This window comes from Ktedonobacter robiniae (assembly GCF_016587375.1).
Lineage (GTDB): Bacteria > Chloroflexota > Ktedonobacteria > Ktedonobacterales > Ktedonobacteraceae > Ktedonobacter > Ktedonobacter robiniae.
On the sequence record NZ_BNJG01000001.1, the window covers coordinates 1,509,357 to 1,531,514 of the forward strand.

A 22,158-nucleotide genomic window follows, 5' to 3' on the forward strand; every position below is an offset into this window, starting at 1 on the left:
CCCAATCCTCTGCTGGCGCATCCTATACATGTGGGTAAAGGCGTTACCGAATAAGGGCAGCACTGAGAATGGAAATTAGCGCGAACAACACCACGAAAATAATCGTGAGATTGAAGATCAGGCGCTCTACTCCACGGCGCGTCTTAAAGACTGAGCCAGCGCTGCTGCCACCAAAGGCGCTGCCCAGGCCAGCACCACGTGCCTGTAAAAGGATGAAGACGATCACGGCAAAGCAGAGGATGATCTGAACAATGCGAATCGCAGGAAGCCACTGCTGTAACAAGAGTATTCCTCTCTTTCGTATGGGCTGGCTCAAAACAGGCGCTTTTTACCAACACAGGTACGATTGAAGATTAAAGCAACCGAGAAGGCAGAAACGTCCCCGGTGGAGGTGATTATACCATACTTCCAACCTTCAGTCGAGATGTAAGAAAGGGCTATGGGCACGGCTGACGGGCAGATGGCCCGTCAGCCGTGCCCATAGCCCTTTGCACATAGAACTATACAATTACATGTTGTTCATAAATAGCGCCAGGGGTACTATAAAAGACTTTGTTAGCATGCAATGTGCAGTATACTGGTCTCAGTAACAGAGGGGGGAAGTCGGAGAGCTATGCTCGCTCTTCCGATAAGTGGAAGGAGGACTATGGGTTATGGTGATACCTATCGCGGAAGCACACCTACACAGATCTGAACACTATCAGACAAGCAGCGTCCGGCAGCCTCAGCGCCTGCGCTGTAGCGTCGGCATCATGGCCTACAATGAAGAGGCGAATATCGCTCGCACACTCCAGGCCGTGCTCGTACAACAGAGCATCACGCTCGATATCTACGAAATCATCATCGTCGCGAGCGGCTGCACAGATCGTACGATTCCCATCGTGCGCAACTTTGCCGCGCACGAGCCACGAGTGAAGCTCTATATCCAGGAACAGCGCGAGGGGAAGGCCTCAGCTATCAACTTATTCCTCGCGCACGTCGAAAGCGAGGTCGTCGTCTTACTGGGAGGCGATACCATTCCTGCTCCCGGAGCACTGGAGCATCTCTGCGCACCGTTGCTAGATACACATATAGGCATGGTTGGGGGCAGACCGATACCGGTCAATAATCCACACACATTTATGGGGCACGTCGTCCATTTGCTCTGGCACCTGCACGACCGCCTGGCGGAGCAGGCACCCAAGTTAGGAGAGGTCGTAGCCTTTCGGAATGTAGTCGCAGGCATCCCCATCAGGAGCGCCGTGGATGAGATCTCGCTCCAGGCCCTGATCTCGCAGCTTGGCTATCAACTCTACTACGAGCCATACTGTGTAGTCTATAACAAAGGTCCACTCACGATTAAAGACTTTCTCCGCCAGCGACGCCGGATCTATGCCGGCCATTTGCAGGTCAAAGAGCAGCAACACTACGAAGCCTCGACTATGCGCGCGCTCCCTATCATACGCCAGTTGTTTGCCACACACAGGTATGCACTTAGCACGCCACGCAAGGCTCTCTGGACATTAGGCGCGGTCGTGCTTGAGAGCTATGCGCGCTTACAAGGCTACCTGGATTATCTCTACCACCGGGAACATCATATCTGGCAGGCCGTACACTCCACCAAAGACCTGGACATAGACCTACCTCCCCCCATATGGTAGGGGAAGCCACTTCGCGTGGTTGCTGAATCGCTTCGCTCGGAGTCCAAGCCAGCTTGGACCCTACAATTTGGTAATTGCTCCATTAAAGAGCGTAGAGCTGTTGTCGATGATGAAAACTAATACATCACGCACATCACTCAGGCCTGTTGGCAAAACAGGCTATGCCCTTGTAGGTGACCTATCCATATGGTACAATACAATCCGGGCGAGGACATTTGGTCCCCGCCCGATCTTATGTAGAAAAGCGAAAAAGCAAAAGCTTATGGAAATAACCTGGCTCGGTCACGCTTGCTTCCAACTTCGTGGCAAGCAAGTTACACTCGTAACAGACCCGTTCACTCCTCAGCAAGGCTCCTCGCTGGGTAAGATCAGTGCCCCCATCGTCACCATCAGTCATGATCATCCCGGACATAACAATAGCGCCGCCATCGGTGGTAATCCTCGTGTTGTGCGCAGTCCTGGTGAATATGAGGTGAGCGATGTGCTGATTACGGGCATCGCCTCCTATCATGATAATAAACGGGGACAGGAGCGCGGGCGCAACACCATCTACGTGATCCACATGGATGACCTGGTAATCTGCCACCTGGGCGACCTGGGACATACCCTGCAAGAGGAGCAACTCGAGGAAGTCGCCGATGCTGATATCTTATTGATTCCCATTGGTGGACAAAGCACTATTCATGCAACGCAGGCCGCGGAAGTCATCAGTCAAGTAGAACCCCGCATCGTCATTCCGATGCACTACAACGCTGCCTTAGAAGAAAGCGCCGGCGCCCTCAATAAATTCTGCCGAGAGATGGGCGTTGAGCCACCGGCACCACAAGCAAAGTTTGTTGTTACACCAGGCACCCTTCCCGTAGAAACGCAGATCGTGCTGCTCACGCCACGATCATAATTTTAACAGAATCTTAGCTTCGCACAATCTTAGTTTGTCTATTATCTTGCGTCAGCAAGTTGCAGGTTGCAACGTAATCGTTTCATTTGCATAAACGGAAAGGCTCCGGCTTAAGGAGGTTTTTTGCATGTCAAAATTTATCTTTGTTACAGGTGGGGTGGCTTCATCGGTAGGTAAGGGCATCAGCGTTGCCTCTCTGGGCCGTCTTCTTAAGAATCGCGGAGTCTCTGTCTCGCTCATGAAGCTGGACCCCTATATCAACGTTGATCCTGGCACGATGTCACCATATCAACATGGCGAGGTCTTCGTCACCGATGATGGTGCCGAGGCAGACCTGGACCTGGGACACTACGAGCGCTTTACCGACGAGCCCGTATACCAGGCCAATAACATCACGACCGGGCAGGTCTATGCCTCTGTTATCGCCAAAGAGCGACGCGGAGAATATCTCGGCGGCACGATTCAGGTTATCCCCCATATCACAAATGAGATCAAAGCCAGGATGCACGCAGTTGCGCGCCATTCTGATGCCGATGTTGTCATTGTTGAGGTCGGCGGTACAGTTGGCGATATCGAGGGCGAGCCCTTCCTGGAGGCCATTCGCCAGATGCGTAAGGATGTCGGTCGTCGCGATGTGCTCTATCTGCACGTGACGCTGCTCCCTTACCTGGGTGCCTCGAAAGAGCTGAAAACCAAGCCCACACAGCATAGCGTAAAAGAGCTGCTGCGTGTTGGCATTCAGCCCGATGTCATCCTCTGCCGCTCCGACCACGAGGTCAGCGACGAGCTACGCGAGAAGATCGCGCTCTTCTGTAACATTGAGGCGCGCGCGGTCATTCCTCTGCTTACCGCGGATACCATCTATGAAGTTCCACTGGTCCTCGAAGAGGCTGGTCTGGGTGAGTACCTGGTGCAGGAACTGGGCCTACCCCAACAAGCCCCAGATACCAAATGGGACGAGTGGAAGAAGCTCGTGGCAAAGATCAAGAGTCCACGCCCGGAGGTCACCATCGGCCTTGTCGGCAAATATGTCGAGTTGCATGACGCCTATATGTCGGTGGCGGAATCGCTGCACCATGCTGGCTGGTTCCATGATGTCGACGTGCGCATCAAGTGGATTAACTCCGAGGCGCTTGAGAAGATGAATGAGGCCGAGGTCCTGGAGGGCCTCTCTGGTATCGTTGTTCCTGGTGGCTTCGGCCATCGCGGCATCGAAGGCAAGATCAAGGCCGCCAGCTTCGCGCGACGCAACAATATCCCCTACCTGGGTCTCTGCCTGGGTATGCAGGTCGCAGTCGTCGAGTTCGCACGCAATGTGCTTGGACTTAAAGAGGCCAATAGCTCCGAGTTCGATCCCCAGACGCCCAACCCTGTCATCGACCTGATGCTTACCCAGCGCCAGGTGGCGGATAAGGGTGGCACGATGCGCCTGGGCAACTGGGTCTGCTGTCTCACCAGGGATACGAAGGCCTACGCCGCCTATAATGAACCTATCGTCTTCGAGCGCCATCGTCATCGCTATGAGTTCAATAGCGAGTATCGCAAACGAATGGAGGCACACGGACTTGTCGTCAGTGGTCGCTCAGCCGATAATAGCCTGGTTGAAATTATTGAGGTTAAGGACCATCCCTGGTTCGTCGCCTCCCAGTTCCATCCAGAGTTTAAGAGCCGACCCACACGGCCACATCCTCTCTTCCGCGATTTCGTAGGTGCCAGTGTTACAATAGCGCAGCAACAACAATCGCAAGAGGGCACACAGGAAGAAAAAGATACGCTGGCAACCAACCGCTAACGGTTGGGCTTGCCCGGCGTGCCAGATGCCCCCTTTGCACCAAAAGGGAGACAAAATACACAGACTATGTTGTACTTAAGCCAGTTACTTGGCACACCGGTCGAGAACGCGCAAGATACGCGGATAGGCCGTATTGTTGATGTGTTACTGCCAGCAAAGCTGGTGGGCAGCGACGAGCCTGCCTATCCCAGCACGCTGCTTATCGATAGCGAAGAGGAACAGCGCTGGCGCGTTCCTCTTCGTGACGTTAGCTGGTTCGAGGGGGCACTGCGCCTGAACACTCCTCTCCAGCAGTTAACGCGTGCCTCGCGTGAGCTCGTTGAAGAGTCAGATGAGATATCCCTTGCCCAGGAAGTGCTCGATAAGCAGGTTATCGACATTAAACGCAAGAAGGCAATTCGTGTCAACGACGTCTGCTTAGATAATAGCTGGCGCATCCTCGGAATCGACAATAGCGCCTTCGGGCTTGTTCGCCGCTTAGCCCCTTCCTGGCTCCTTGGCTCGAAAGGCCGCGACTACCCCTCCGTTCCCCTTCCCTGGCAACAGATCGAACTCATCAGACAACCACGTCCAGGCGCCCAGGACGAGAAGGAAGGCCTGGAAGAAGAAGCGCCGCACGTTCAGCGCATCCTCTCAGGTCACCTGGCCGAAATGCACCCGGCGGATATCGCCGAAATAGTCCACCAGCTTACCCCCGGCCAGGGAGCACGCATCATCGAAGGGCTCGACGATGAAACGGCTGCGGCCACCATGGAGGAGATAGATACCGAGCGGCAAAGCCATATCCTGGAAAATATTGAGCCAGAGCGAGCCGCCGATATCCTGCAAACCATGGGACCAGACGAGGCCGCTGACCTCATCGCACGCCTGCCCGAGGAGCAGGCCCAGGAACTCCTCCACCGTATGACACCCGAAGAATCCGAAGAGGTGCAGGAGCTGCTTGAATATGCCGATGATAGCGCAGGCGGCCTGATGACCACTGATTTTCTCGCGCTCACCCAGACACGTACGGTACAAGAGGCCCTGGAGGCGGTGCGTACCAACGCACGCGAGCATGACTTGCGCACGGCTTACGTCTACTGCGTCGAGAACGAAGAAGACGAGGAGAGCCCCCTGGTAGGCGTCGTTTCACTCTGGGAGCTACTCATTGCCGGACCGGCCCAGCAGTTACACCAGCTCATGGAGGTCGATCTGATCTCCGTGGTCCCGGAGACCGGCGCACACGAGGTAGCCGAGAAGATCGCCAAGTATAACCTGCTTGCCGTCCCGGTTGTCAATGCCCAACGCGCCTTACAAGGCATCGTTACCGTCGATGACGCCCTGGATGTCCTGCTCCCACCCGAGCGCAGGCGCAAGCCCAAACGCATGTATTAGATTGTATCGCCGAAAAAGGGACCGCAGCGTTTCGCTGCGGTCCCTTTTTCGGCGATACACCCCTGCTTAATGGGCTTGACAAAGTCCGAGCGTATAGTTTATTATCCTTACACGATCAAAAATTTTTGATCGATAAAAAGAAGTGGCATGATAAAGAATGCTTGATGTTTACGAGATCACAAGCCTGGAACAGTTGCGTGCCATCAGCGACCTGCTACGCGTGCGCATTCTGGACAATTTAAAAGAGAAGCCTCTAACCGTCACGCAACTGGCTGAGTTGCTGGGTATGGCTCCAGCCAAGGTTCATTACCATGTGCGGGAGCTAGAGAAAGTGCAGTTGCTCAAGCTGGTTGAGACCCGCGAAAAAGGCGGCATCCTGGAAAAGTACTACCAGGCCGTTGCGCGCAATATCAATGTCTCCAAGGGGCTCTTTTCATCTTTGCACCAGGACGAGGCAGTTGAGGGCATCAGACAGCTCTTAAACCAGGCTCGTGATGGCTACCTTACTGCCTTTGAGCTTGAATTACAAGACACGCAAGCACCAGGAGCGGGGCTAGCTTTTTTCCTTAGTCGCTTGTATGTGACAAGAGATGAGATGCAAGAACTCTTGAAGCGCATCGCTCAGCTCTACGAAGCGTATGAAAAACCACGCAGAATCGAAGGCGAGCAGGAGGTTATGCAGATTCTCTTCAGCTATCCCGAACACCAGAAGGAACTAGCAATGCCAGCAGCGCTTATCACAGATACACAGCCTGAGCAACCTGAACAGGAGGCCTCGGTTGGAGTTCGCCATATCAACAGACATGAGCTAGAGCAAGCGTTGCAACAGAATAAACACCTGCATCTGAGCATCGTAGGGCTTTGTATCATCGCCAGTGATGTCCCGTTTGAACTCGTTCAGGCAACCATCGAAAAATTCAGTCTCGTTGGACGCCTACAGGCCGCGCCAGACATTTATGACTACCTGATGAGTATGCGCCACCAACCATGATAAAAAATTATGGCTTCTTCCCCTAGCAGGGAATGCGCAGGAGAAATTCATATGCAAATCGAGAGTTCAGGCCCGGTTGCAACGGACACACTGGCTAAAAGCGCCAGGACTGGTGCGCCAAATCCCAGGCGAAGGCTTGTCCACAATCGCAATTTTGTCTTACTGGCATGCGCTCAGGGCATCTCTAATGTTGGGGATTTCTTTTTTACGACAACCCTCCTGGTCTGGATCTACGAGCTCACCCACCAGGCAGGTGCTGTAGGTAGCATCTGGGTAGCGGAATATGCTCCTATCTTTCTGCTGGGGCCATTTGCGGGCGTCTTTGTAGATCGCTGGAACCGGCGCACGACAATGCTTACAGCAGATATCGCACGCGCCGCGCTGACCCTGATTCCACTCCTGGTTGCGGGCGCCCTGAGGCTCCCCGCCATCTATGTGAGTGTCTTTGTACTGGGAGCCTTCTCACGCTTCTTTATGCCCGCCAAGGCAGCCCTACTCCAGGTCATTGTGCCAGAAGAGCAACGGGGGCAGGCCGCCTCCGTAAGCCAGACCTTGATGGCGATCTCTTTCATTCTAGGTCCCGCCATCGCCACCCCGCTCTATTCCCTATTCGGCCCAACAATAGCTCTAACAATCAACGCCCTTTCCTTTGGTGTCTCAGCCCTCTGCGTCAGCTTGATGCGCGTCCCGCGCGAACAGCTCCACCCCTATGCTTATCAGGCCCAGGAGGCCAATTCGCAGCAGGGGTTACAACTGGTCTTACGCGAGTTTCAGGAGGGTCTCACCTTCGTGCGTAAGACCCGCACACTGCTCATCCTGATTCTTGTATCACTGCTAGCGATGCTCGGGGCGGGCGCACTCAACTCATTGGATATCGTCTTTGTCGCCCAACGTCTACATTCACCAACCTCGCTCTATGGCACCTTAATGGCCGCTGGTGGTGTGGGCGTCCTGGTGGGTGCCGTCGTTTGCGGTCTCTTAGGCAAGAGGATTACGCCGAAGGCGATGGTATCCTGGGGCGTTATGTTCCTTGGTATTGGGCTAATTGTCTATTCGTTCCAGACCATTTTTCTGGGCGCTGTGATCTTGAATTTCCTGATCTGTATTCCCCAAGCCGGACTCAACATTGGCTTTGGGCCTTTGATTATGGGCGTCACACCAGGAAAAATGATGGGCCGCGTTCAATCAGTTCTTGATACTTCCATGTTTGGCTTTAGCCTGCTCTCTGCGACCCTGGCAAGCTTTCTGGGGCAATTAGTACGCGTAGACATACTCTTCGGCCTGTGCGGTGGCCTGATCGTCCTGGCAGGCATACTGAGCCTCTTTCTGCTACCTGCTCATGAAGGTCAGCCAGAGACGGCTATGGTCGCCGAAAACGCAGGTGATTTACATTCATAAATTGGCATATACTATATAAAGGATTTGTTAAAAGGAGAGAACTTATGAGTGATATTCGTTTACAGCGCATGGCAAAGGTGCTCGTTCACCATTCGACAGCCATCAAAGAGGGAGATCGCCTGGCGATCCAATCTTCGCCGCTCGCAGCCCCCCTGGTACGCGAGATTGCACGCGAGGCTGTTCGCTCCGGCGCTTTCGTTGAGACTTTTGTCAGCCTGCCAGGCATCAGAGAAATTCTACTAAAAGAAGGTTCCGACAAACAGCTCGACTATATCGCGCCCAGCATGCGCCATATCATCGAAGAATACGAGACCTGGATCAATATCCTGAGTGATGAGAATACCAGGGGCATGAGTGGAGTTGATCCAGCACGGCTGGCCTACTCTCAGAAGGCCAGCCGTGAGCTGCTTGGGACCTATGCGCAGCGCTCAGCCGAAGGTTCTCTGCGCTGGAACATCTGCATGTTCCCAACCAGCGCCTATGCTCAGGACGCCAATATGTCGCTGAGCGACTTTGAAGAGTTTGTCTACAAGGCCTGCAAGCTCAACGATGAAGATCCAGTCGCAAGCTGGCAAGAGCTCTCGCGCCAGCAGGAGCGCTACGTAGAGTGGCTCAAAGGCAAGCGCACCATTCACATCCAGGGGCAGGATACCGACCTCACGCTCTCTATTGAGGGTCGCAGCTTCATCAACGACGATGGCAAGAAGAACTTCCCCGGTGGCGAGTTCTTCACCAGTCCCGTCGAAACCTCGGCCAATGGCTATATCCGCTATAGCTTCCCAGCGGCGTTCGGTGGTCGCTCGGTCGAGGATGTCCGCCTGCGCTTCGAGAACGGCGTTGTAGTTGAGGCTACTGCCGCTCAGGGCAGGATTACCTGGACCAGATGCTCGGCCTGGACGAGGGGGCGCGCCGCCTGGGCGAGTTCGCCTTCGGCAATAATCGCGACGTGGATCGCTGCATCAAGAATATCCTCTTCGACGAGAAGATGGGTGGTACCGTTCACCTGGCGCTGGGCAACGGCTTCCCCGAAGCCGGAGGCCAGAACACCTCAGCCCTGCACTGGGATATGGTCTGTGACCTGCGCAGCGGCAGCGAGATTCGTGTTGACGGCGAGCTCTTCTCCAAAGACGGTCAGTTCGTCTTCTAAAAATAGACTAGGGTGTGTTGTGCCGGGCTGGCTTCGCCAGCCCGGCACAACACACCCCTGCTCAGTAAGCGCCGCAGGCGCTATTCGTACATCGTGGTAATTGAGAGGATTGTGTAGGCGGTAACACCTCCAGGGGTCGTCACGGTGACCTCGTCACCCTCTTTATGTCCCATCAAGGCCTTGCCAACAGGAGATTGATCTGAGATAAGGCCAGACTTTGGATCCGCTTCGTAGGTCTCTACGATCTTGAACACACGCTTGGCGCCGCTCTCACTCTCAAGCTCAACCTTCATGCCGATGCGTACCGTTCCATCGTGTCGGTCAAGTGACTCAGGCGTAATTACTTCGGCGACTGCAAGCAGGTGCTCAAGCTCGATGATCTCGCCCTCAACCTTGGCTTGCTCATTCTTGGCATCTTCATACGCGCTGCTCTCACTAATATCACCGGCCTCTTTAGCCTCATGAACGTAGTCGGCAGCCTCCCTGCGTTTTACGTTGCGCAAGTAGTCCAGACGTTCTTTATTCTTGGCATAGCCCTGCGGGGTCAGACGAACTACCTTACGCTCTGAATTCGTTTCACTCTGTCCACCAATACTCATTGTAAAATTCCTCCTGGTATCGCGAATTCAACCAACTAGCCGGTTTATTCCAGATACCCGCCTCAAAGATCTGCTGTGAAAAATGTTATTCATATCTCTTTTGCATCATGACCCTCGCACAACCATCACGCGCCATCCATGACCTCTCTACATTATTATCGAGAGGTAGTACCCTTTTCTCCACCCCCGGCTCCCATTTTGTCTTCGCTAGTAAAAGAGGATGAACGTGGAGACAGCCAGGCAGCGTTGCGCTTTTTAGCTTTGCAACGTCCTGTTGCCACTGCCATTTTTCCTTTATTTTTCGAGGCGATGCTTCACTGTGTTTCATGATCGGCAGAAACACAGGTGTCCAAACACATGAGGGAGATTATACGTTGTCATTTTCACTACGTCAAGTAATTTCTGGACAAATTTTCACTATTCTGGCGCGATCTTGTATATTTCACCTTGTGTATACATGGGCCACGTCTAAACGCTTGTACTCATTCCTCATCTAGAGCGTCATGCCTCCCTTATTCTCCGCCTGCTGGGAGAGTAGGCCTCACTTTTATGAATCGTACAAGGTCAAATTTAGCCCGTAATAAAACGGAATAATCTGGTACCACAAACAGGGCAATGTCCCACCAGGGCGCTCCGCCCATTTTTCGTGACTGAACGCTCGGGCGCCTGCATCTCACGCTTGGTCCGACACTTCACACAGTAAGCCACAGCCGTCTCAGCGCTTGCCTGTGGCTCTGATGACGATGCAGGCTCAGAGGAGACCCCAACCTCTTCTTTGCTCCCGATAACCGCTGCTGGTGACTCTTGCTCGCTTTCTGTCACACGCTCTGGCTCCTGTAGGCCCGATATCACCTCATCCTGGCGCTCAGGCGCGGGCACAGGTTGGACGCACTCCTCCGAAGTCGTTTGAGCAATTATATCAGAGGTGTCAGCAGGCAGTGAATCATTTGGAGTTGAGGCCGCAATGGTCTCGGTTTGCCCGGAGACTGCCGGGTCAAGCGTAGCTAGTTCTACATCTTCATCCGTTACCACCTCTGGCGTCTGGATAGAACGCGCCACCGGCGGGACAGGCTCCTCGCTTAAAGTCAGGGGAGAGTCAACAGCAGAATTAGATTGCACAGCGACCTTCTCCAAAGCGGCTTCGCTGCTTGCGGCAGGTACAAACGCGGACGGCGTGGCGAGTGAGATGGGGGGCAGGGTAATCGTTTCATTCTCTTCGCTCGCTGGCGCTGACTTGAACACATTCTTTCGCAAAATATAGACCAGGATAAAAGCAGCACTACTTGCGAGCACCAGGAGCAGCAGGCGCATACTTTTGCGTAACACAACACCTATCTGACTCATAGCAAAACCTCCTTAGGACAACGCGGTACATTGTAGTGGCAACGTTACCTGCCACCCCACGATACGTTTAGCACACTACGGAATATACTTTGATCTTATGCGGAAACCAACGTCACTCTCGTGACTAGCGCTTCCCCCATTGGGGGACTACCTAACCCCCATTCGGGGGCACAGCGGCCGCGCGCTCAGGTTTCCTAATAGGCAGTATCTACTCTTTCGCAGGAAACGGTTATGCGTATTATAGAAGAAATCGACGAGATGATCGAAACCGCTCGCGGCTGGCTCACACGAGGAAGTGTTGGCTTCATCCCCATCACAAATGAACTGAGCATGCATGCTGGGCATCAAGCGCTCCTGGTGACCGCGCGTGAGCACTGCGAAATCACTGTCGTGTGTCTTTTAAGAACTCCACTCTCCTTTGATGCCAGCAGTGACACGACCATGAGCACCCACAGTCTGGAAGAGAGCCTGCGTTTGCTCACAGCAAGCGATGTCGACGTGGTGTTCACCCCCCGCTGGGAAATTCTCTTTCCAGCAGCATATGCGACCTATATTCGCCTTGGCGGCTCTATCCAGGAGGCACTCGTGCCAGCGCATTGTACGGACAATGCTCTCAATGAGTTCGCCACGGCCCTGGGTCAACTCCTGCTTATTGTACGTCCCGATATTGCCTTTCTAGGACAAAAAGATGCAATCCAGGCCGCAATTATACATAAAATTATACATGATCTGCACATTGATGTAAGTTTACGTCTCATTCCAACGGTACGTGAACATAATGGGCTAGCCATGAGCAGTCACACGCTGCTCCTCAGTCCCCAGGAGCGTGAGGCAGCCACGCTCCTCCACAACTGCCTCCTTCTCTGTAAAAATAGCATTGAGCAGGGAGTGGACGATGCCCCTACCCTCACACAGCTCGTGCACACATACATTGCTGGTAATGAGCATATCACGCTCCTCCACCTGCTTATAGGTGATCCAGAGACCTTACAGGCACGCGACAAAGTTATTCCTGGTACACTCCTAGCGCTCAAGGCACGTGTCGGAAAAAATCTTGTAAACGACAATATTCAGTGGATGCGCGATGGTAGCTGGCGTCTGTAGTCGCTCTTCATGGGTGATCTGGTAATTTCGGCGCATTCCAACTATAATGAGTCGGGGGTTCGGGCGGAGGAGGTGATCCACCAGACAGCACTGCGAAAGCACGCGTATTACATATCATAATACCTGCTATTTATTTTGAGGAGGCTCTCATGCCTGGTATTATTATTTCAGTGATCCTGAGCGCACTTATTGCCTACTTATGGGGTTCAATTCCTACCGGTTACTGGATGGGAAAAATCTTACGCGGGAAAGATTTTGACATTCGCGATCATGGCAGCAAGAAAATCGGCGCAACCAACGTTCAACGCACGCTTGGCAACGGGCCAGCGGCCATCGTTTTCCTAGTAGACCTGTCTAAAGGAGTTGGCCCCACCCTGCTTGCTCTCCTGGTTCCGGCCCTCAACGCTGGTGGCTGGGGACCACCCATCGCTGGCATCCTGGCCCTGCTCGGCCATTGTTATCCCGTATTCATTGGTTTTAAGGGCGGACGCGGTGTGCTGACTGGTGGCGGCGCGCTTCTAGTCATCTCTCCCACCATCTTTCTCATATGCCTGATTGTCACCGCGGGGACGATCATTCTCTCACGCTATGTCTCACTTGGTTCAGTTCTCGGTTCAGCCTGCACCATTATTTGCGGCATCACTTTTCTCCTGATCAGTCAGGGCAACCCTCACTTTTTCGCCCACGTGACGATCCAGCAATTGCTCTTCCTGATTTTTTCTCCCGCCCTGGTCATCATCTTCCATGCCGACAATATCAAGCGCCTGCTCTCCGGCACTGAGCGCAAGCTGGGCCAGAAAGTCGATACGACGCCAAACGCAAACTAGGGGACTGCGCTGCAAAAGCACGCGTCTACATATCATGGGACGGGAGCCGCGTTTGTATATCATGGTGGGTAAGAAGTGGTGGCGTGATGTGCGGGCGAATGCCTGCACATCACGCCACCACTTCTTACCTAAAGGTGAGCTTGCGAACTGAGAAGAACTGCCAGGGGGATAAGGGCTAGATGGTGCTGTTCTGCTTCTCTTCTTTAATCTCCTCGCGGAAGATGGGTATCGCGCCAACAGTATATTCAATCCCAGAGAAGATGGTCCAGATGGTGGCAACAATCAGGAGGATATCTCCAATAAAGAGCAGGAGTTCATTGAAGACCAGGGTCTGATTGTTGAAGGCCACCTGCCAGGGAAAGAGCGACAACAGATGCGCCCCCAGTCCCTTCGCGAGCAGGACGACCCCGATAGAGATCAGGGTAATAAAGGTCTTTTGCTTGCCCCATTTGCCTGCGGGAATCACCTTGCCCCGCGCGGCCGCTACCGAACGTAAACCAGATACCATAAACTCGCGCGTCACGATGATAAATACGATCCAGGAAGAGACCAGGTGCACCTCTATCATCGCGATAAGAATGGACACGACAAAGACTTTATCGGCAGTCAAATCCAGAAACACGCCCAGCGGCGAGACCAGATTATAGCGCCGGGCCAGGTAACCATCCAAATAATCAGTCACCGCCGAAAGCGCAAACAGCACGGTCGCGACCAGGTACGCCCACGGCTGATTGACCAGAACCAATATAAACACAATAACCGTTGAGATCAGGCGACTGATACTCAGGATATTCGGGACATTACGCATTAAGCACCTCAATAACTAACTTCTTCAATTTATGCTCGTTTCCCTGGAACAGCTCTGCTATAGGAAACATGAAGCTTCGAAACATGAAGCTTTTATAATGGGAAGATTAAAAAATGTGAGATTCTCCCCTCATTATAAGCTACAATGTCCATGCTGCGCATCTTTGCCAGAACTTCTGGCAGGACTTTCCAGTTCTTGCCTCGGGGTAAGGGGATGTGGGTGGAAAACGGCTTTGCCGTTTTCCACCCACATCCCCTTACCCTTGAGCCATGCTGGTGCGAAGGGAATGACGACTACGCGATTGTTGCTTGAGAACAAGCCCACATCCCCTTACCCTTGAGCCATGCTGGTGCCTTCTCGCCAGCTAGCCACTACACATCTTACCCGTGAACGACGCTGGCGCGAAGGCACTTTCCAGATAGGAAGTAATGGTTAGATCCGGAGAGCGTAGGCGCGTACGTCAGTAGCGCACACCTAGTCTGCGATGGCAACCAGGATATCGCGTCGCTTAATCACACGATCGACGGCATGCACCAGTTGTGTATAGGGCGGTTCGTCCAGGATATGCAGACCCGTCGCACGGCTTACAAGCTCAACCATTTCAGTACGTTCAATACGCGTTGCGTTCCAGGCCAGGGCAAGTGTTCCACCCGGAAGCAGCATCTGCTCCCAGGTGGGGAGCGCCCTCTGCAAGAGATCGGAAAGTTCACCAAAGTGCTGGATGCCATATGGCAGATCGCCTACAATGGCATGCATACGGGGTCCGCCTGGAATCTCACGCATGTGCGCGAGTGCGTCTCCCGCGTCCCCATGCGCGAGCACAAATGCCCGCGTACTATCTGCATTGGCTCTGGTAACCTTCTGCCCCTTGCGACCAATCTCGAACTGATAGCGCCGTCCCGCCTTACGCCCCCGCTCATCCGTCTCCTTAAAGGGAATCCCCTCACCGGTCAGGTACTGGCGTACATATCCCGCAGTGGTCTCGACATCCTGCCGCTGTAGCTCGATGCCAAAGGCGTCATAGCCCGCGGCCAGGGCGAGAAAGAGGGTGGTGGCACCACCCGCCAGGGGATCAAGTATGCGCAGACGCTCAGTGCTCTGCATCGCATACGCGCTAGAGAAGACGGCTACATTGAGCAAAACCTGGGTAAAGAGTTCGTTGGTCTTGCCTTTGTAACGCCGCGCCTCCGCGATTTCATGAGGAACAAAAGGTGTGTAAGGTGAGGCAAGTGGGCGCAGCAATGGCCCCTCCACATCCCCAATACGCTCAAAATATTCATAGATCTCGCTTGTAGCCCCCAGGCGCCCTAATATATCCAGGTGCCAGGGTGTCAGCGTCGTCCCGGCGTTCAGCTCGACCAGAACATACCCCTGTCCGGCTAGCTCTATGCGCTGCGCCGCGACCATCTCAGCCCGTAGGGGGCTGACCAGCAATTCTGGCAGGGCCAGGGTGTCCGCCAGGTGCATGTATTGTGTGCTCCGTTGTGGAGTAATCTTTAAAGCAAGTTTCATATGCGCCAGTATAGCAGCTATCAAATAGGTAATCCAACATACTCTACCCAACAGACCCCACAAGCCTATCGCCTTTGTCATACCAAGCCAATTCTATCCATATATATCCAGCTAAAATCAAAATAATATATCCAACAAGGTGTCAAATTTATCCTGATATAGAAAACCCATCAACCCTCCTGGCAGGCCATTTCAAGAGTCTTTACCCCCCCATGAAAAGGCACAAAAATAACCGACATCGGGCATTACCAGATATCGGTTATGGAAAGCATTTTATCCTGGCTAGCTGGTGGTCACGCTAAATGGGCGCGCCCACGCGAGTCCGCCATGCGTGCAGCCAGCATCCTGGCACCAGAAAACTTCTACAGTTCCTTGAAAAGTGATGTCATAGGTAGAAAAACTATCCGAGAAATATCCATAACCTTCAGCATATTGATTGATATACTTGGACATGGCTTTATCTTTCATTTCGCCATTGACATACCAGCGGGTTTGGACATAGCCAGTGCTTCCTTGTGCCCATTTGTAGGATAGATAGATCGTCTGGCTGCTCTGGAACTTCGATTGCAGCGTGACTGGTCGATACTGACTATCAACCTCATTTGCCAGTTGCGCGGTAGGAATCACCTGCTGCGCAGCCTCGGAGAAGGTAGCCCCGAAGGCGATTCGCTTTCGGTATAGGGTGGATATGGCGTAGGTGTGAGTTGCACTGAGTATGCTGTTGCTGTGGCATCGTCTGCTGTTGCCGTGGCGTCCTGATTCATAGTTGCAGTTTTGTTATTCTGGACAGCAATATAGATTCCACTAATGCCACATGTGAGAACGAGCAGCACAACGAGCACGATAATTGCCGCGATGGCGCATCCTGATTGTTTCCGCGGCTGCGCCATGACTGGTGCCATGATTGGCTGTCCGTATGGAACCTGCGGAGGCGGAGCGTACGGCGGCTGTCCATATGAGTTTGACGGTGATGGTGGTGTGTAGGCATTCTGAGGAGAAGAGCCAGCGTTATAAGGTGTTGGATTGGCACAATAAGGACAGGTTGGCACGCCTGGGGACAATGTAGCCCCACAACGATTACATTGCACTACAAGGAACCTCCCAAAGCAATTAATACTTTCCCTGGTCCTTCAGGCCAGGAGCCAAATTTGTGTAACACCTATTATATCAACATTTGTCGCTGAAGGAAACGAGTAAAAGTGCCAGACCCAGGGCTTGTGAATGATATGTAAGGGAGTGTGAGTGGAAAACAGCTTTGCCGTTTTCCACTCACACTCCCTTACCCCTGAGCGCCGCAAGCGCGAGGCATTACGCAAAAACATGCACATTTAGCGTGCCAAATATGCTTAAATATACAGAGGCGCCACTGCTTAGCGCTAGTGCGCGGCAAAGAAAGCGGGGGCAACAAGACAGGGATGCTCCAGGATTGAAGCAGACCCCTTACAATAAATATTGTATATAGCGGACAGAGCAATCTACACATTCACACATTTCGAAGGCTTGGAGGGCCGTCATGCATATCGTTACCATCGAGGAGATGAGAGAACTGGAAGCTCAGGCAGAACGCCAGCACGGTCTGACATCCCCTATCCTTATGCAGCATGCAGGCAATAGCGCCGCAGACATCTTCATGGCGCAACTCCTTCCGCACCATTCAATCAACGACCTCGAAGTTCTCTTCCTGATCGGACCCGGCAATAATGGTGGTGATGGTATGGTCATGGCTGAACACCTGGTCAAAGCAGGTGCGTTGGTCAGCCATTACGCCTGGAAGCAACACAAATTAACCGTGCGGGGGCAGGATATCGATGAACGTCATACCAGCCAAGAGCTAGAATCTGTGCTCCAGAGCGCGGATTATGTGGTTGATGCGTTGCTGGGCACAGGCACCTCTCGTCCCTTGAGCGATGATATGCGCGCCTTGCTTGAGCGCGTAAAACGTGAAGGCGAGCAACGCCCAGAACTGCGAATTGTCGCCATCGACCTGCCCACTGGAGTCAATGCCGATACCGGCGAGGTCGATCCTGGAACGCTCAAGGCCGATATGACCATCACGCTCGCCTGCCCTAAACAGGGCTTCTTCTTCTTCCCGGCCCGCGAGTATATCGGTGAGCTGCATGTGGGCTCTATTGGGCTCCCTACTGACTTAGAGAGCCATCTCCAGACGGAGATGCTTAATCAGGGTTTCTGCCACTCCTACCTTCCTCACAGGCCCCTTAACAGCAATAAGGGCACCTTTGGCAAGGTCATGCTCTTCTGTGGCTCAGCAGCCTATCCAGGCTCCGCCTACCTGGCTGGTAGTGCCTCCGGGCGTGTGGGCGCTGGTTTGATTACGCTGGCCGTGACTGAGAAAACCCTTCCCATCTATGCCAGTTCTCTCCATGAAGCCACCTTTGCCATCCTGCCCGAGGGTCCCACCAGCGAACTGAATCGCGGCAAGACGCACGAGCGCGCCCAGGCTCTAAGCGACCACCTGCCGGGTTATCGCGCATTGCTTATGGGTCCAGGCCTGGGACAATCGCCTGAGACCCGCGAGACAATTCTGCAAGTCCTGGAATACTTGCGCTCAGAACCGACGGAGAAGCGTCCCCACCTCGTGATCGACGCTGATGGACTCAACAACCTTTCCGCCCTGGAGCACTGGTGGACCTTCCTCCCTGAGGGCACAGTCATCACGCCCCATCCAGGTGAAATGAGCCGCCTCTGCAAAGGGCAAAAGGTCTCAGGTGGCTCGATTGATCGCCTGGCGCTGGCGAGGGAGAAGGCTCAGGAGTGGCAGGTAACGCTTGTGCTGAAAGGGGCCTGCACGATCATCGCCCATCCCGATGGCAGGGTACGCCTGAACTGGAAGGCGAACGCCGCCCTGGCGACCGCTGGCACCGGTGATATCCTGGCGGGAATCGTCACAGGCTTCCTGGCCCAAGAACTCGACCCCTTTGATGCTGCCAGCCTGGCGGTCTACATCCACAGCTACGCGGGTGAGCGTGTCAGCGTGGAACTGGGTAATGCGGGTTTATTAGCCTCTGACCTGCTCCCCCATCTGCCCCGGGTCATGCGCGATATCAAGCATAACGCATATCGTCCAGGAAGTGATATCACAGAGCGCTACGAGGAGAAATAATCGCTCCACGAGTAAGGAGAGAGCCCTGCTAGCTGGTGGCTGGCAGGGCTCTCTCCTTACTCGTGGAGCATGGACTTTGCAGTTCTTGGTAGTTACTTGGCGGCCTCGTCCACGACACTCACCGTCAATTTAGGCTCCAACTGAGGAGCAATTTTGACGGGGACCTGGAAAGTGCCCAGGGCACGAATAGGCTCGGCAAGCTCGATAGTGCGGCGATCTACGGTCAGCTTCTCAGCATCGCGCAACGCGGCGGCAATATCCTGGCTTGTAATCGAGCCATAGAGGCGACCCTGCGTACCAACTCGCGCCTTAAAGGTGAGCGAGACCTGGCCCAGGCGCTCGGCAAGCTGGCGATTCGTCTCTTCCAACTTTTCCTGCTTGCGCTTCTCAGCGGCGATACGCTGTGTACGGTTTGAGAGCAGGCTGGGAGTCGCCGCAGCCGCTACCTGCTGGGGCAAGAGATAGTTGCGAGCATATCCGTTCGCGACCTCTTTCAGGTCGCCGGCCTTTCCCAGACCCTGTACATCTTTTAAAAGAATTACTTTCATTGCTGTTCAAGCTCCTTACAGAGGTGGGGCAAAGACCCGACTACCTCCTCACGCATTTATACCGCAGTAGTATACACCCTGTGCTAGACGAACGCAAGCATTACGAGTAGAGCCTTGGCGCCTACGGCGCTCAGGGGAAGGGGTATGTGTGCGTAAAACAACGGCTTTGCCGTTTTTTACGCACACATACCCCTTATTCCACAAGCTCGCGCAGAGAACTAAGGCAAGCACCATAGGAGAGCGAAAAGCCCTAGTCTCTCCGGCTGTGCGGTTGCGACATCTTCGCATCTCCCCTATAATAGTTAATAATCACAGTCATTATTAACTTTAGTAGTATCTACATGCTAGCTAGCGCACTCATCAAGCGCGAGAAAAGGGCATTATCACACACTCACCCCTTGTAGGACAAGGCATCGGTCATTGCTACTGTTCCTCATTGAACGGAGTGATGGCTAGAACTACGAACAAGGAAAGGAGCGGGTGGCTCCTCCCGTCGCCAGCAGGCAGACGGATTTTTGCCACCCAGGGCTTATGAATATTGAGGGCACGTACACACTGCAAGCATCACCAGAAGAGGTGTGGCAGTGCTTAACAGACAAAGCCGTCCTGCGACACGCCCTTCCCGGATTGACTCAGATTGAGGAGCGAGGGAAGGAGACCTATGCTGTCTCGCTCAGCATCCAGCAGGCGCCACTCGTGGGAATGTATACAGGACAGCTCACAATTACTGACCGGCACGCTCCCTACTACTGCCACTTTACCCTGGAGGGGGCCGAAACGACCAACGCCATCAGCGGTGAAGGGACGCTTCATCTGAATGAGCGCCATGGGAACACCGTTTTGGCCTACAAAGGCAATATTACCTTCGGCCAACTCGTTCCCCCGCTCGTCACACGTGGAGCGGCCAAGTTGCTTACACAACAGTTTTTTATCGCACTCGCCGAACAACTTCGCCAGCACCAGGAGCAGCAGCCAGCCTCAACTCACCCACAGACGGACGATCTCATCATTCTTTCTTCTCATGCATCTTCTTCCAATGGGGAGGTTGCTTATCCCGTCTCGCTAAAAGTTGTGCGCCTGCTACGCCTGGGCGAGGGCAATCCGGAGCAAGAGGTGCTCTGGGCCACGCGCCTTCGACAGGCCAGTATTCTCTCCGGGCTCCTATTTCTTGTCTGGCTTGGCACGCGTCTTCCACGCCGCGCCTAAGTAGGGTAATAGAAAAAGGGGTGTGGTGATGGGCTGGCGCAGCCAATCCACCACCACACCCCTTCTTTATGTGAACTAGGCATCCATCATGGAGCGCAGGCGCGACTTCCAGTCGTTCTCGTCGCCAGCATTCGCGCTCGCCTGCTCGCTTTCACTCGACTCAATAACCCAACTGCGTGCGCCATCCGCTGTGCGCGTCGGCATGTTTCGCTGCTGGTGCGGATCGCGCTCATCCAGATTGCGAATGGCGTTGGCTGCGGCTTTGCGTACATCTTGCACTGGATCTTGCAGCAGAAGGCGTAGTGGCTCTAGTGCGCTCTTGATCCCCAGGCGTCCCAGTGTACGCGCGCTTCCAGCCCGCTCATCAGAGGTCGAGGCCTGCAACAGCGGCAGAATATCAGGCGCCATGCGTGTCAGCATGAGATCAGTGACCAGGCGCAACAGGCGATTGCGCCGAATAGGATGGGTCACATTTGCCAGGGCATAGCGACAATCGGCATAGATCTGAGCCTTGTTGCGAATGATTCCCTCGGCCCTGGCCTCCATTACCGCCATCTCGGGCGAGGTATGCGCGGTCCCACGCAGGAAAGGCTCGATCCAGGATGCCACCCGCTCCGTCTGGCCAGGATATTCATGCAACTGGAGAACGGCATGGAAATGCTGACCCAGCCAGGAATACAGGGCTAATGTCACCTCGGCATCACGCGCCGCGTAGGCCACCATAGCCGGTGGTAAGGGACGCCGCGTCCAATCTGTTCGTTGCAAGCTCTTATCCAGCCGCATATGAAAGGCCCGCCAGAGCATAGCTGCCAGCGAAGACTCATGCTGCCCAAAGACCGAGCGACTGGTTGCTTCCAGGTCATAGTAGTGCGCCACGAACACGCCTCGCTCGGCCATGACCCGCAGATCAGCCCCCGCTCCATGCAGCAAAACTATAACATTAGGATCGCTCACCACTGTATTCAACGGTGAGAGATCTTTCAGGCGGAGAGTATCTACGACAAAGCACTGTTTCTCAATAGCCAGTTGCAATAGCGCCAGGCGCGGAACAGTACTGCTATTACTCTCCGCAGAGAGAGAGCGTACCTGTGTAAACTCCGCGTCTATCGCCACTACAGGTGATTGCTTAAGTAGTTCTACCGCGTGCAAAAGCTGTTCAGAATTTTCAATCCAGAGCCGTTCTCCCTTGGGAGGCAACTGTCCCACTGGGGGTGTAGGACCAAGATAGCCAAGCTTGTCATGCTCCAGTTTGTCTGATTCTACCAATGGTACGTTATCTTTCAATGACGTAATATTCCACCTTCTATGTCAGCGTATAAGTGGCATATATTTGACACTATAGCATACCTGGAGGGTTTCGTACAGATAGACACGAACGTTCGCGCACAGCCTGGAGTCCACAGGGCTATCAGGCCCGCTTCTGTTGTTCTCCCTCCCATTGCCCTGTAAGCTCAAGGAACCTTTCGACCGAAACTAACAGGTCCCTCGAGTCCAGGGGCGTATACAGGGGTGTATAGATATTCAATGAGTCTTGTGGATCTTGTAATTGGTGATCGACAAAACTCGGCTCCTCTTGAGAGGGCGTACCCACCACAAAGAGCAAGGGGATATTTGACGTCGCCCGGTGGGTAGCCAGCGCCCGTGTGAGCAGGATGCCGTTGATCCGCCGCAAGGTCCCACTGGTAATGACGAGTTCAGGCCGCTCATAGAGGCTAAGCCAGAAGGCGTCTTCACCCGTCCGCGCCTCCAGGACGTTATATCCATTTCCGCGCAAAATATGCTTACACACTACACGCAATGAACGAATATCTTCCGCAATCAATACTTTTTTCTTCACCCAACGTTTCCC

20 protein-coding genes are annotated in these 22,158 nt (G+C 53.9%); 11 read left to right on the forward strand and 9 right to left on the reverse strand.

Translation table 11 applies throughout. From position 1 onward, the window contains the following. Positions 1–43: 43 nt before the first annotated feature. On the reverse strand, positions 44–283 hold the full coding sequence (secG, locus tag JMJ04_RS06130) for a preprotein translocase subunit SecG (RefSeq protein WP_007911954.1): 240 nt from the start codon (positions 281–283) through the stop codon (positions 44–46). A 370-nt stretch (positions 284–653) separates the two neighbouring features. Here secG and JMJ04_RS06135 point away from each other — a divergent pair, with 370 nt between their 5' ends. From JMJ04_RS06135 to JMJ04_RS06165, 7 genes are all read left to right on the forward strand, one after another. Further along, a complete protein-coding gene (locus JMJ04_RS06135; RefSeq protein WP_201369653.1) occupies positions 654–1,640 on the forward strand; it encodes a glycosyltransferase family 2 protein in 987 nt (328 codons plus the stop codon). Positions 1,641–1,902: 262 nt separating this feature from the next. Further along, positions 1,903–2,538: an MBL fold metallo-hydrolase gene (locus tag JMJ04_RS06140; protein WP_201369654.1), complete on the forward strand. Its 636-nt coding sequence runs from the start codon at positions 1,903–1,905 to the stop codon at positions 2,536–2,538. A 127-nt stretch (positions 2,539–2,665) separates the two neighbouring features. Continuing rightward, entirely contained in the window at positions 2,666–4,330 is a 1,665-nt protein-coding gene (locus JMJ04_RS06145) for a CTP synthase (protein ID WP_201369655.1), read from the forward strand. Positions 4,331–4,396: 66 nt separating this feature from the next. Beyond that, positions 4,397–5,704, forward strand: coding sequence for a magnesium transporter (locus JMJ04_RS06150; RefSeq protein WP_201369656.1), 1,308 nt, complete (start codon positions 4,397–4,399; stop codon positions 5,702–5,704). 157 nt (positions 5,705–5,861) lie between these two features. Then, a complete protein-coding gene (locus JMJ04_RS06155; protein ID WP_201369657.1) occupies positions 5,862–6,695 on the forward strand; it encodes a helix-turn-helix domain-containing protein in 834 nt (277 codons plus the stop codon). Between the two features lie 51 nt (positions 6,696–6,746). Beyond that, the gene (locus JMJ04_RS06160; RefSeq protein ID WP_201369658.1) at positions 6,747–8,093 is read left to right on the forward strand and encodes an MFS transporter; all 1,347 of its coding nucleotides are present in this window, start codon (positions 6,747–6,749) and stop codon (positions 8,091–8,093) included. A gap of 44 nt (positions 8,094–8,137) precedes the next feature. Continuing rightward, a complete protein-coding gene (locus JMJ04_RS06165) occupies positions 8,138–9,340 on the forward strand; it encodes an aminopeptidase (RefSeq protein ID WP_476630013.1) in 1,203 nt (400 codons plus the stop codon). Here JMJ04_RS06165 and greA read toward each other — a convergent pair. Both greA and JMJ04_RS06175 read right to left on the reverse strand, forming a co-directional pair. Further along, positions 9,321–9,839 (reverse strand): transcription elongation factor GreA, encoded by a 519-nt coding sequence (gene greA, locus JMJ04_RS06170; RefSeq protein WP_201369659.1) that lies wholly within the window; start codon positions 9,837–9,839, stop codon positions 9,321–9,323. The two genes, JMJ04_RS06165 and greA, sit on opposite strands and share 20 nt — an antisense overlap. 570 nt (positions 9,840–10,409) lie before the next feature. After that, complete coding sequence (locus JMJ04_RS06175) at positions 10,410–11,183, reverse strand: DUF5679 domain-containing protein (protein WP_201372396.1); 774 nt, start codon at positions 11,181–11,183, stop codon at positions 10,410–10,412. Between the two features lie 231 nt (positions 11,184–11,414). Here JMJ04_RS06175 and JMJ04_RS06180 point away from each other — a divergent pair, with 231 nt between their 5' ends. Both JMJ04_RS06180 and plsY read left to right on the forward strand, forming a co-directional pair. Then, entirely contained in the window at positions 11,415–12,287 is an 873-nt protein-coding gene (locus JMJ04_RS06180) for a pantoate--beta-alanine ligase (protein ID WP_201369660.1), read from the forward strand. A gap of 149 nt (positions 12,288–12,436) precedes the next feature. After that, the gene (gene plsY / locus JMJ04_RS06185) at positions 12,437–13,114 is read left to right on the forward strand and encodes a glycerol-3-phosphate 1-O-acyltransferase PlsY (protein WP_201369661.1); all 678 of its coding nucleotides are present in this window, start codon (positions 12,437–12,439) and stop codon (positions 13,112–13,114) included. Positions 13,115–13,289: 175 nt separating this feature from the next. Here plsY and pgsA read toward each other — a convergent pair whose 3' ends face one another. The 3 genes from pgsA to JMJ04_RS06200 all read right to left on the reverse strand — a co-directional run bounded on the left by pgsA (position 13,290) and on the right by JMJ04_RS06200 (position 16,061). Continuing rightward, the gene (pgsA, locus tag JMJ04_RS06190; protein ID WP_201369662.1) at positions 13,290–13,922 is read right to left on the reverse strand and encodes a CDP-diacylglycerol--glycerol-3-phosphate 3-phosphatidyltransferase; all 633 of its coding nucleotides are present in this window, start codon (positions 13,920–13,922) and stop codon (positions 13,290–13,292) included. Positions 13,923–14,396: 474 nt separating this feature from the next. Continuing rightward, positions 14,397–15,389 carry a TRM11 family methyltransferase gene (locus JMJ04_RS06195; RefSeq protein WP_201369663.1) on the reverse strand — a complete coding sequence of 331 codons (993 nt, stop codon included), beginning with the start codon at positions 15,387–15,389 and terminating at the stop codon, positions 14,397–14,399. A gap of 327 nt (positions 15,390–15,716) precedes the next feature. After that, on the reverse strand, positions 15,717–16,061 hold the full coding sequence (locus tag JMJ04_RS06200) for a hypothetical protein (RefSeq protein WP_201369664.1): 345 nt from the start codon (positions 16,059–16,061) through the stop codon (positions 15,717–15,719). An 886-nt stretch (positions 16,062–16,947) separates the two neighbouring features. Here JMJ04_RS06200 and JMJ04_RS06205 point away from each other — a divergent pair. Beyond that, complete coding sequence (locus JMJ04_RS06205; protein WP_201369665.1) at positions 16,948–18,555, forward strand: NAD(P)H-hydrate dehydratase; 1,608 nt, start codon at positions 16,948–16,950, stop codon at positions 18,553–18,555. 92 nt (positions 18,556–18,647) lie between these two features. On the opposite strand, the gene rplI is transcribed toward JMJ04_RS06205, so the two are convergent. Beyond that, the gene (gene rplI / locus JMJ04_RS06210; RefSeq protein ID WP_201369666.1) at positions 18,648–19,103 is read right to left on the reverse strand and encodes a 50S ribosomal protein L9; all 456 of its coding nucleotides are present in this window, start codon (positions 19,101–19,103) and stop codon (positions 18,648–18,650) included. Between the two features lie 480 nt (positions 19,104–19,583). Between rplI and JMJ04_RS06215 the strand changes: the two genes are divergently transcribed. Next, positions 19,584–20,309, forward strand: coding sequence for an SRPBCC family protein (locus JMJ04_RS06215; RefSeq protein ID WP_201369667.1), 726 nt, complete (start codon positions 19,584–19,586; stop codon positions 20,307–20,309). A gap of 75 nt (positions 20,310–20,384) precedes the next feature. Here JMJ04_RS06215 and JMJ04_RS06220 read toward each other — a convergent pair whose 3' ends face one another. Together JMJ04_RS06220 and JMJ04_RS06225 are read right to left on the reverse strand one after the other, a co-directional pair. Next, the gene (locus JMJ04_RS06220) at positions 20,385–21,575 is read right to left on the reverse strand and encodes a HEAT repeat domain-containing protein (RefSeq protein WP_201369668.1); all 1,191 of its coding nucleotides are present in this window, start codon (positions 21,573–21,575) and stop codon (positions 20,385–20,387) included. A 142-nt stretch (positions 21,576–21,717) separates the two neighbouring features. After that, entirely contained in the window at positions 21,718–22,146 is a 429-nt protein-coding gene (locus JMJ04_RS06225) for a response regulator (protein ID WP_201369669.1), read from the reverse strand. Positions 22,147–22,158: the final 12 nt, after the last annotated feature.

Coding starts and splice junctions, on each gene's coding strand:
- JMJ04_RS06135 (WP_201369653.1), top strand. CDS start 654: ATGGTGATACCTATCGCGGAAGCACACCTACACAGATCTGAACACTAT.
- JMJ04_RS06140 (WP_201369654.1), top strand. CDS start 1,903: ATGGAAATAACCTGGCTCGGTCACGCTTGCTTCCAACTTCGTGGCAAG.
- JMJ04_RS06145 (WP_201369655.1), top strand. CDS start 2,666: ATGTCAAAATTTATCTTTGTTACAGGTGGGGTGGCTTCATCGGTAGGT.
- JMJ04_RS06150 (WP_201369656.1), top strand. CDS start 4,397: ATGTTGTACTTAAGCCAGTTACTTGGCACACCGGTCGAGAACGCGCAA.
- JMJ04_RS06155 (WP_201369657.1), top strand. CDS start 5,862: ATGCTTGATGTTTACGAGATCACAAGCCTGGAACAGTTGCGTGCCATC.
- JMJ04_RS06160 (WP_201369658.1), top strand. CDS start 6,747: ATGCAAATCGAGAGTTCAGGCCCGGTTGCAACGGACACACTGGCTAAA.
- JMJ04_RS06165 (WP_476630013.1), top strand. CDS start 8,138: ATGAGTGATATTCGTTTACAGCGCATGGCAAAGGTGCTCGTTCACCAT.
- greA (WP_201369659.1), bottom strand. CDS start 9,839: ATGAGTATTGGTGGACAGAGTGAAACGAATTCAGAGCGTAAGGTAGTT.
- JMJ04_RS06175 (WP_201372396.1), bottom strand. CDS start 11,183: ATGAGTCAGATAGGTGTTGTGTTACGCAAAAGTATGCGCCTGCTGCTC.
- JMJ04_RS06180 (WP_201369660.1), top strand. CDS start 11,415: ATGCGTATTATAGAAGAAATCGACGAGATGATCGAAACCGCTCGCGGC.
- plsY (WP_201369661.1), top strand. CDS start 12,437: ATGCCTGGTATTATTATTTCAGTGATCCTGAGCGCACTTATTGCCTAC.
- pgsA (WP_201369662.1), bottom strand. CDS start 13,922: ATGCGTAATGTCCCGAATATCCTGAGTATCAGTCGCCTGATCTCAACG.
- JMJ04_RS06195 (WP_201369663.1), bottom strand. CDS start 15,389: ATGCACCTGGCGGACACCCTGGCCCTGCCAGAATTGCTGGTCAGCCCC.
- JMJ04_RS06205 (WP_201369665.1), top strand. CDS start 16,948: ATGCATATCGTTACCATCGAGGAGATGAGAGAACTGGAAGCTCAGGCA.
- rplI (WP_201369666.1), bottom strand. CDS start 19,103: ATGAAAGTAATTCTTTTAAAAGATGTACAGGGTCTGGGAAAGGCCGGC.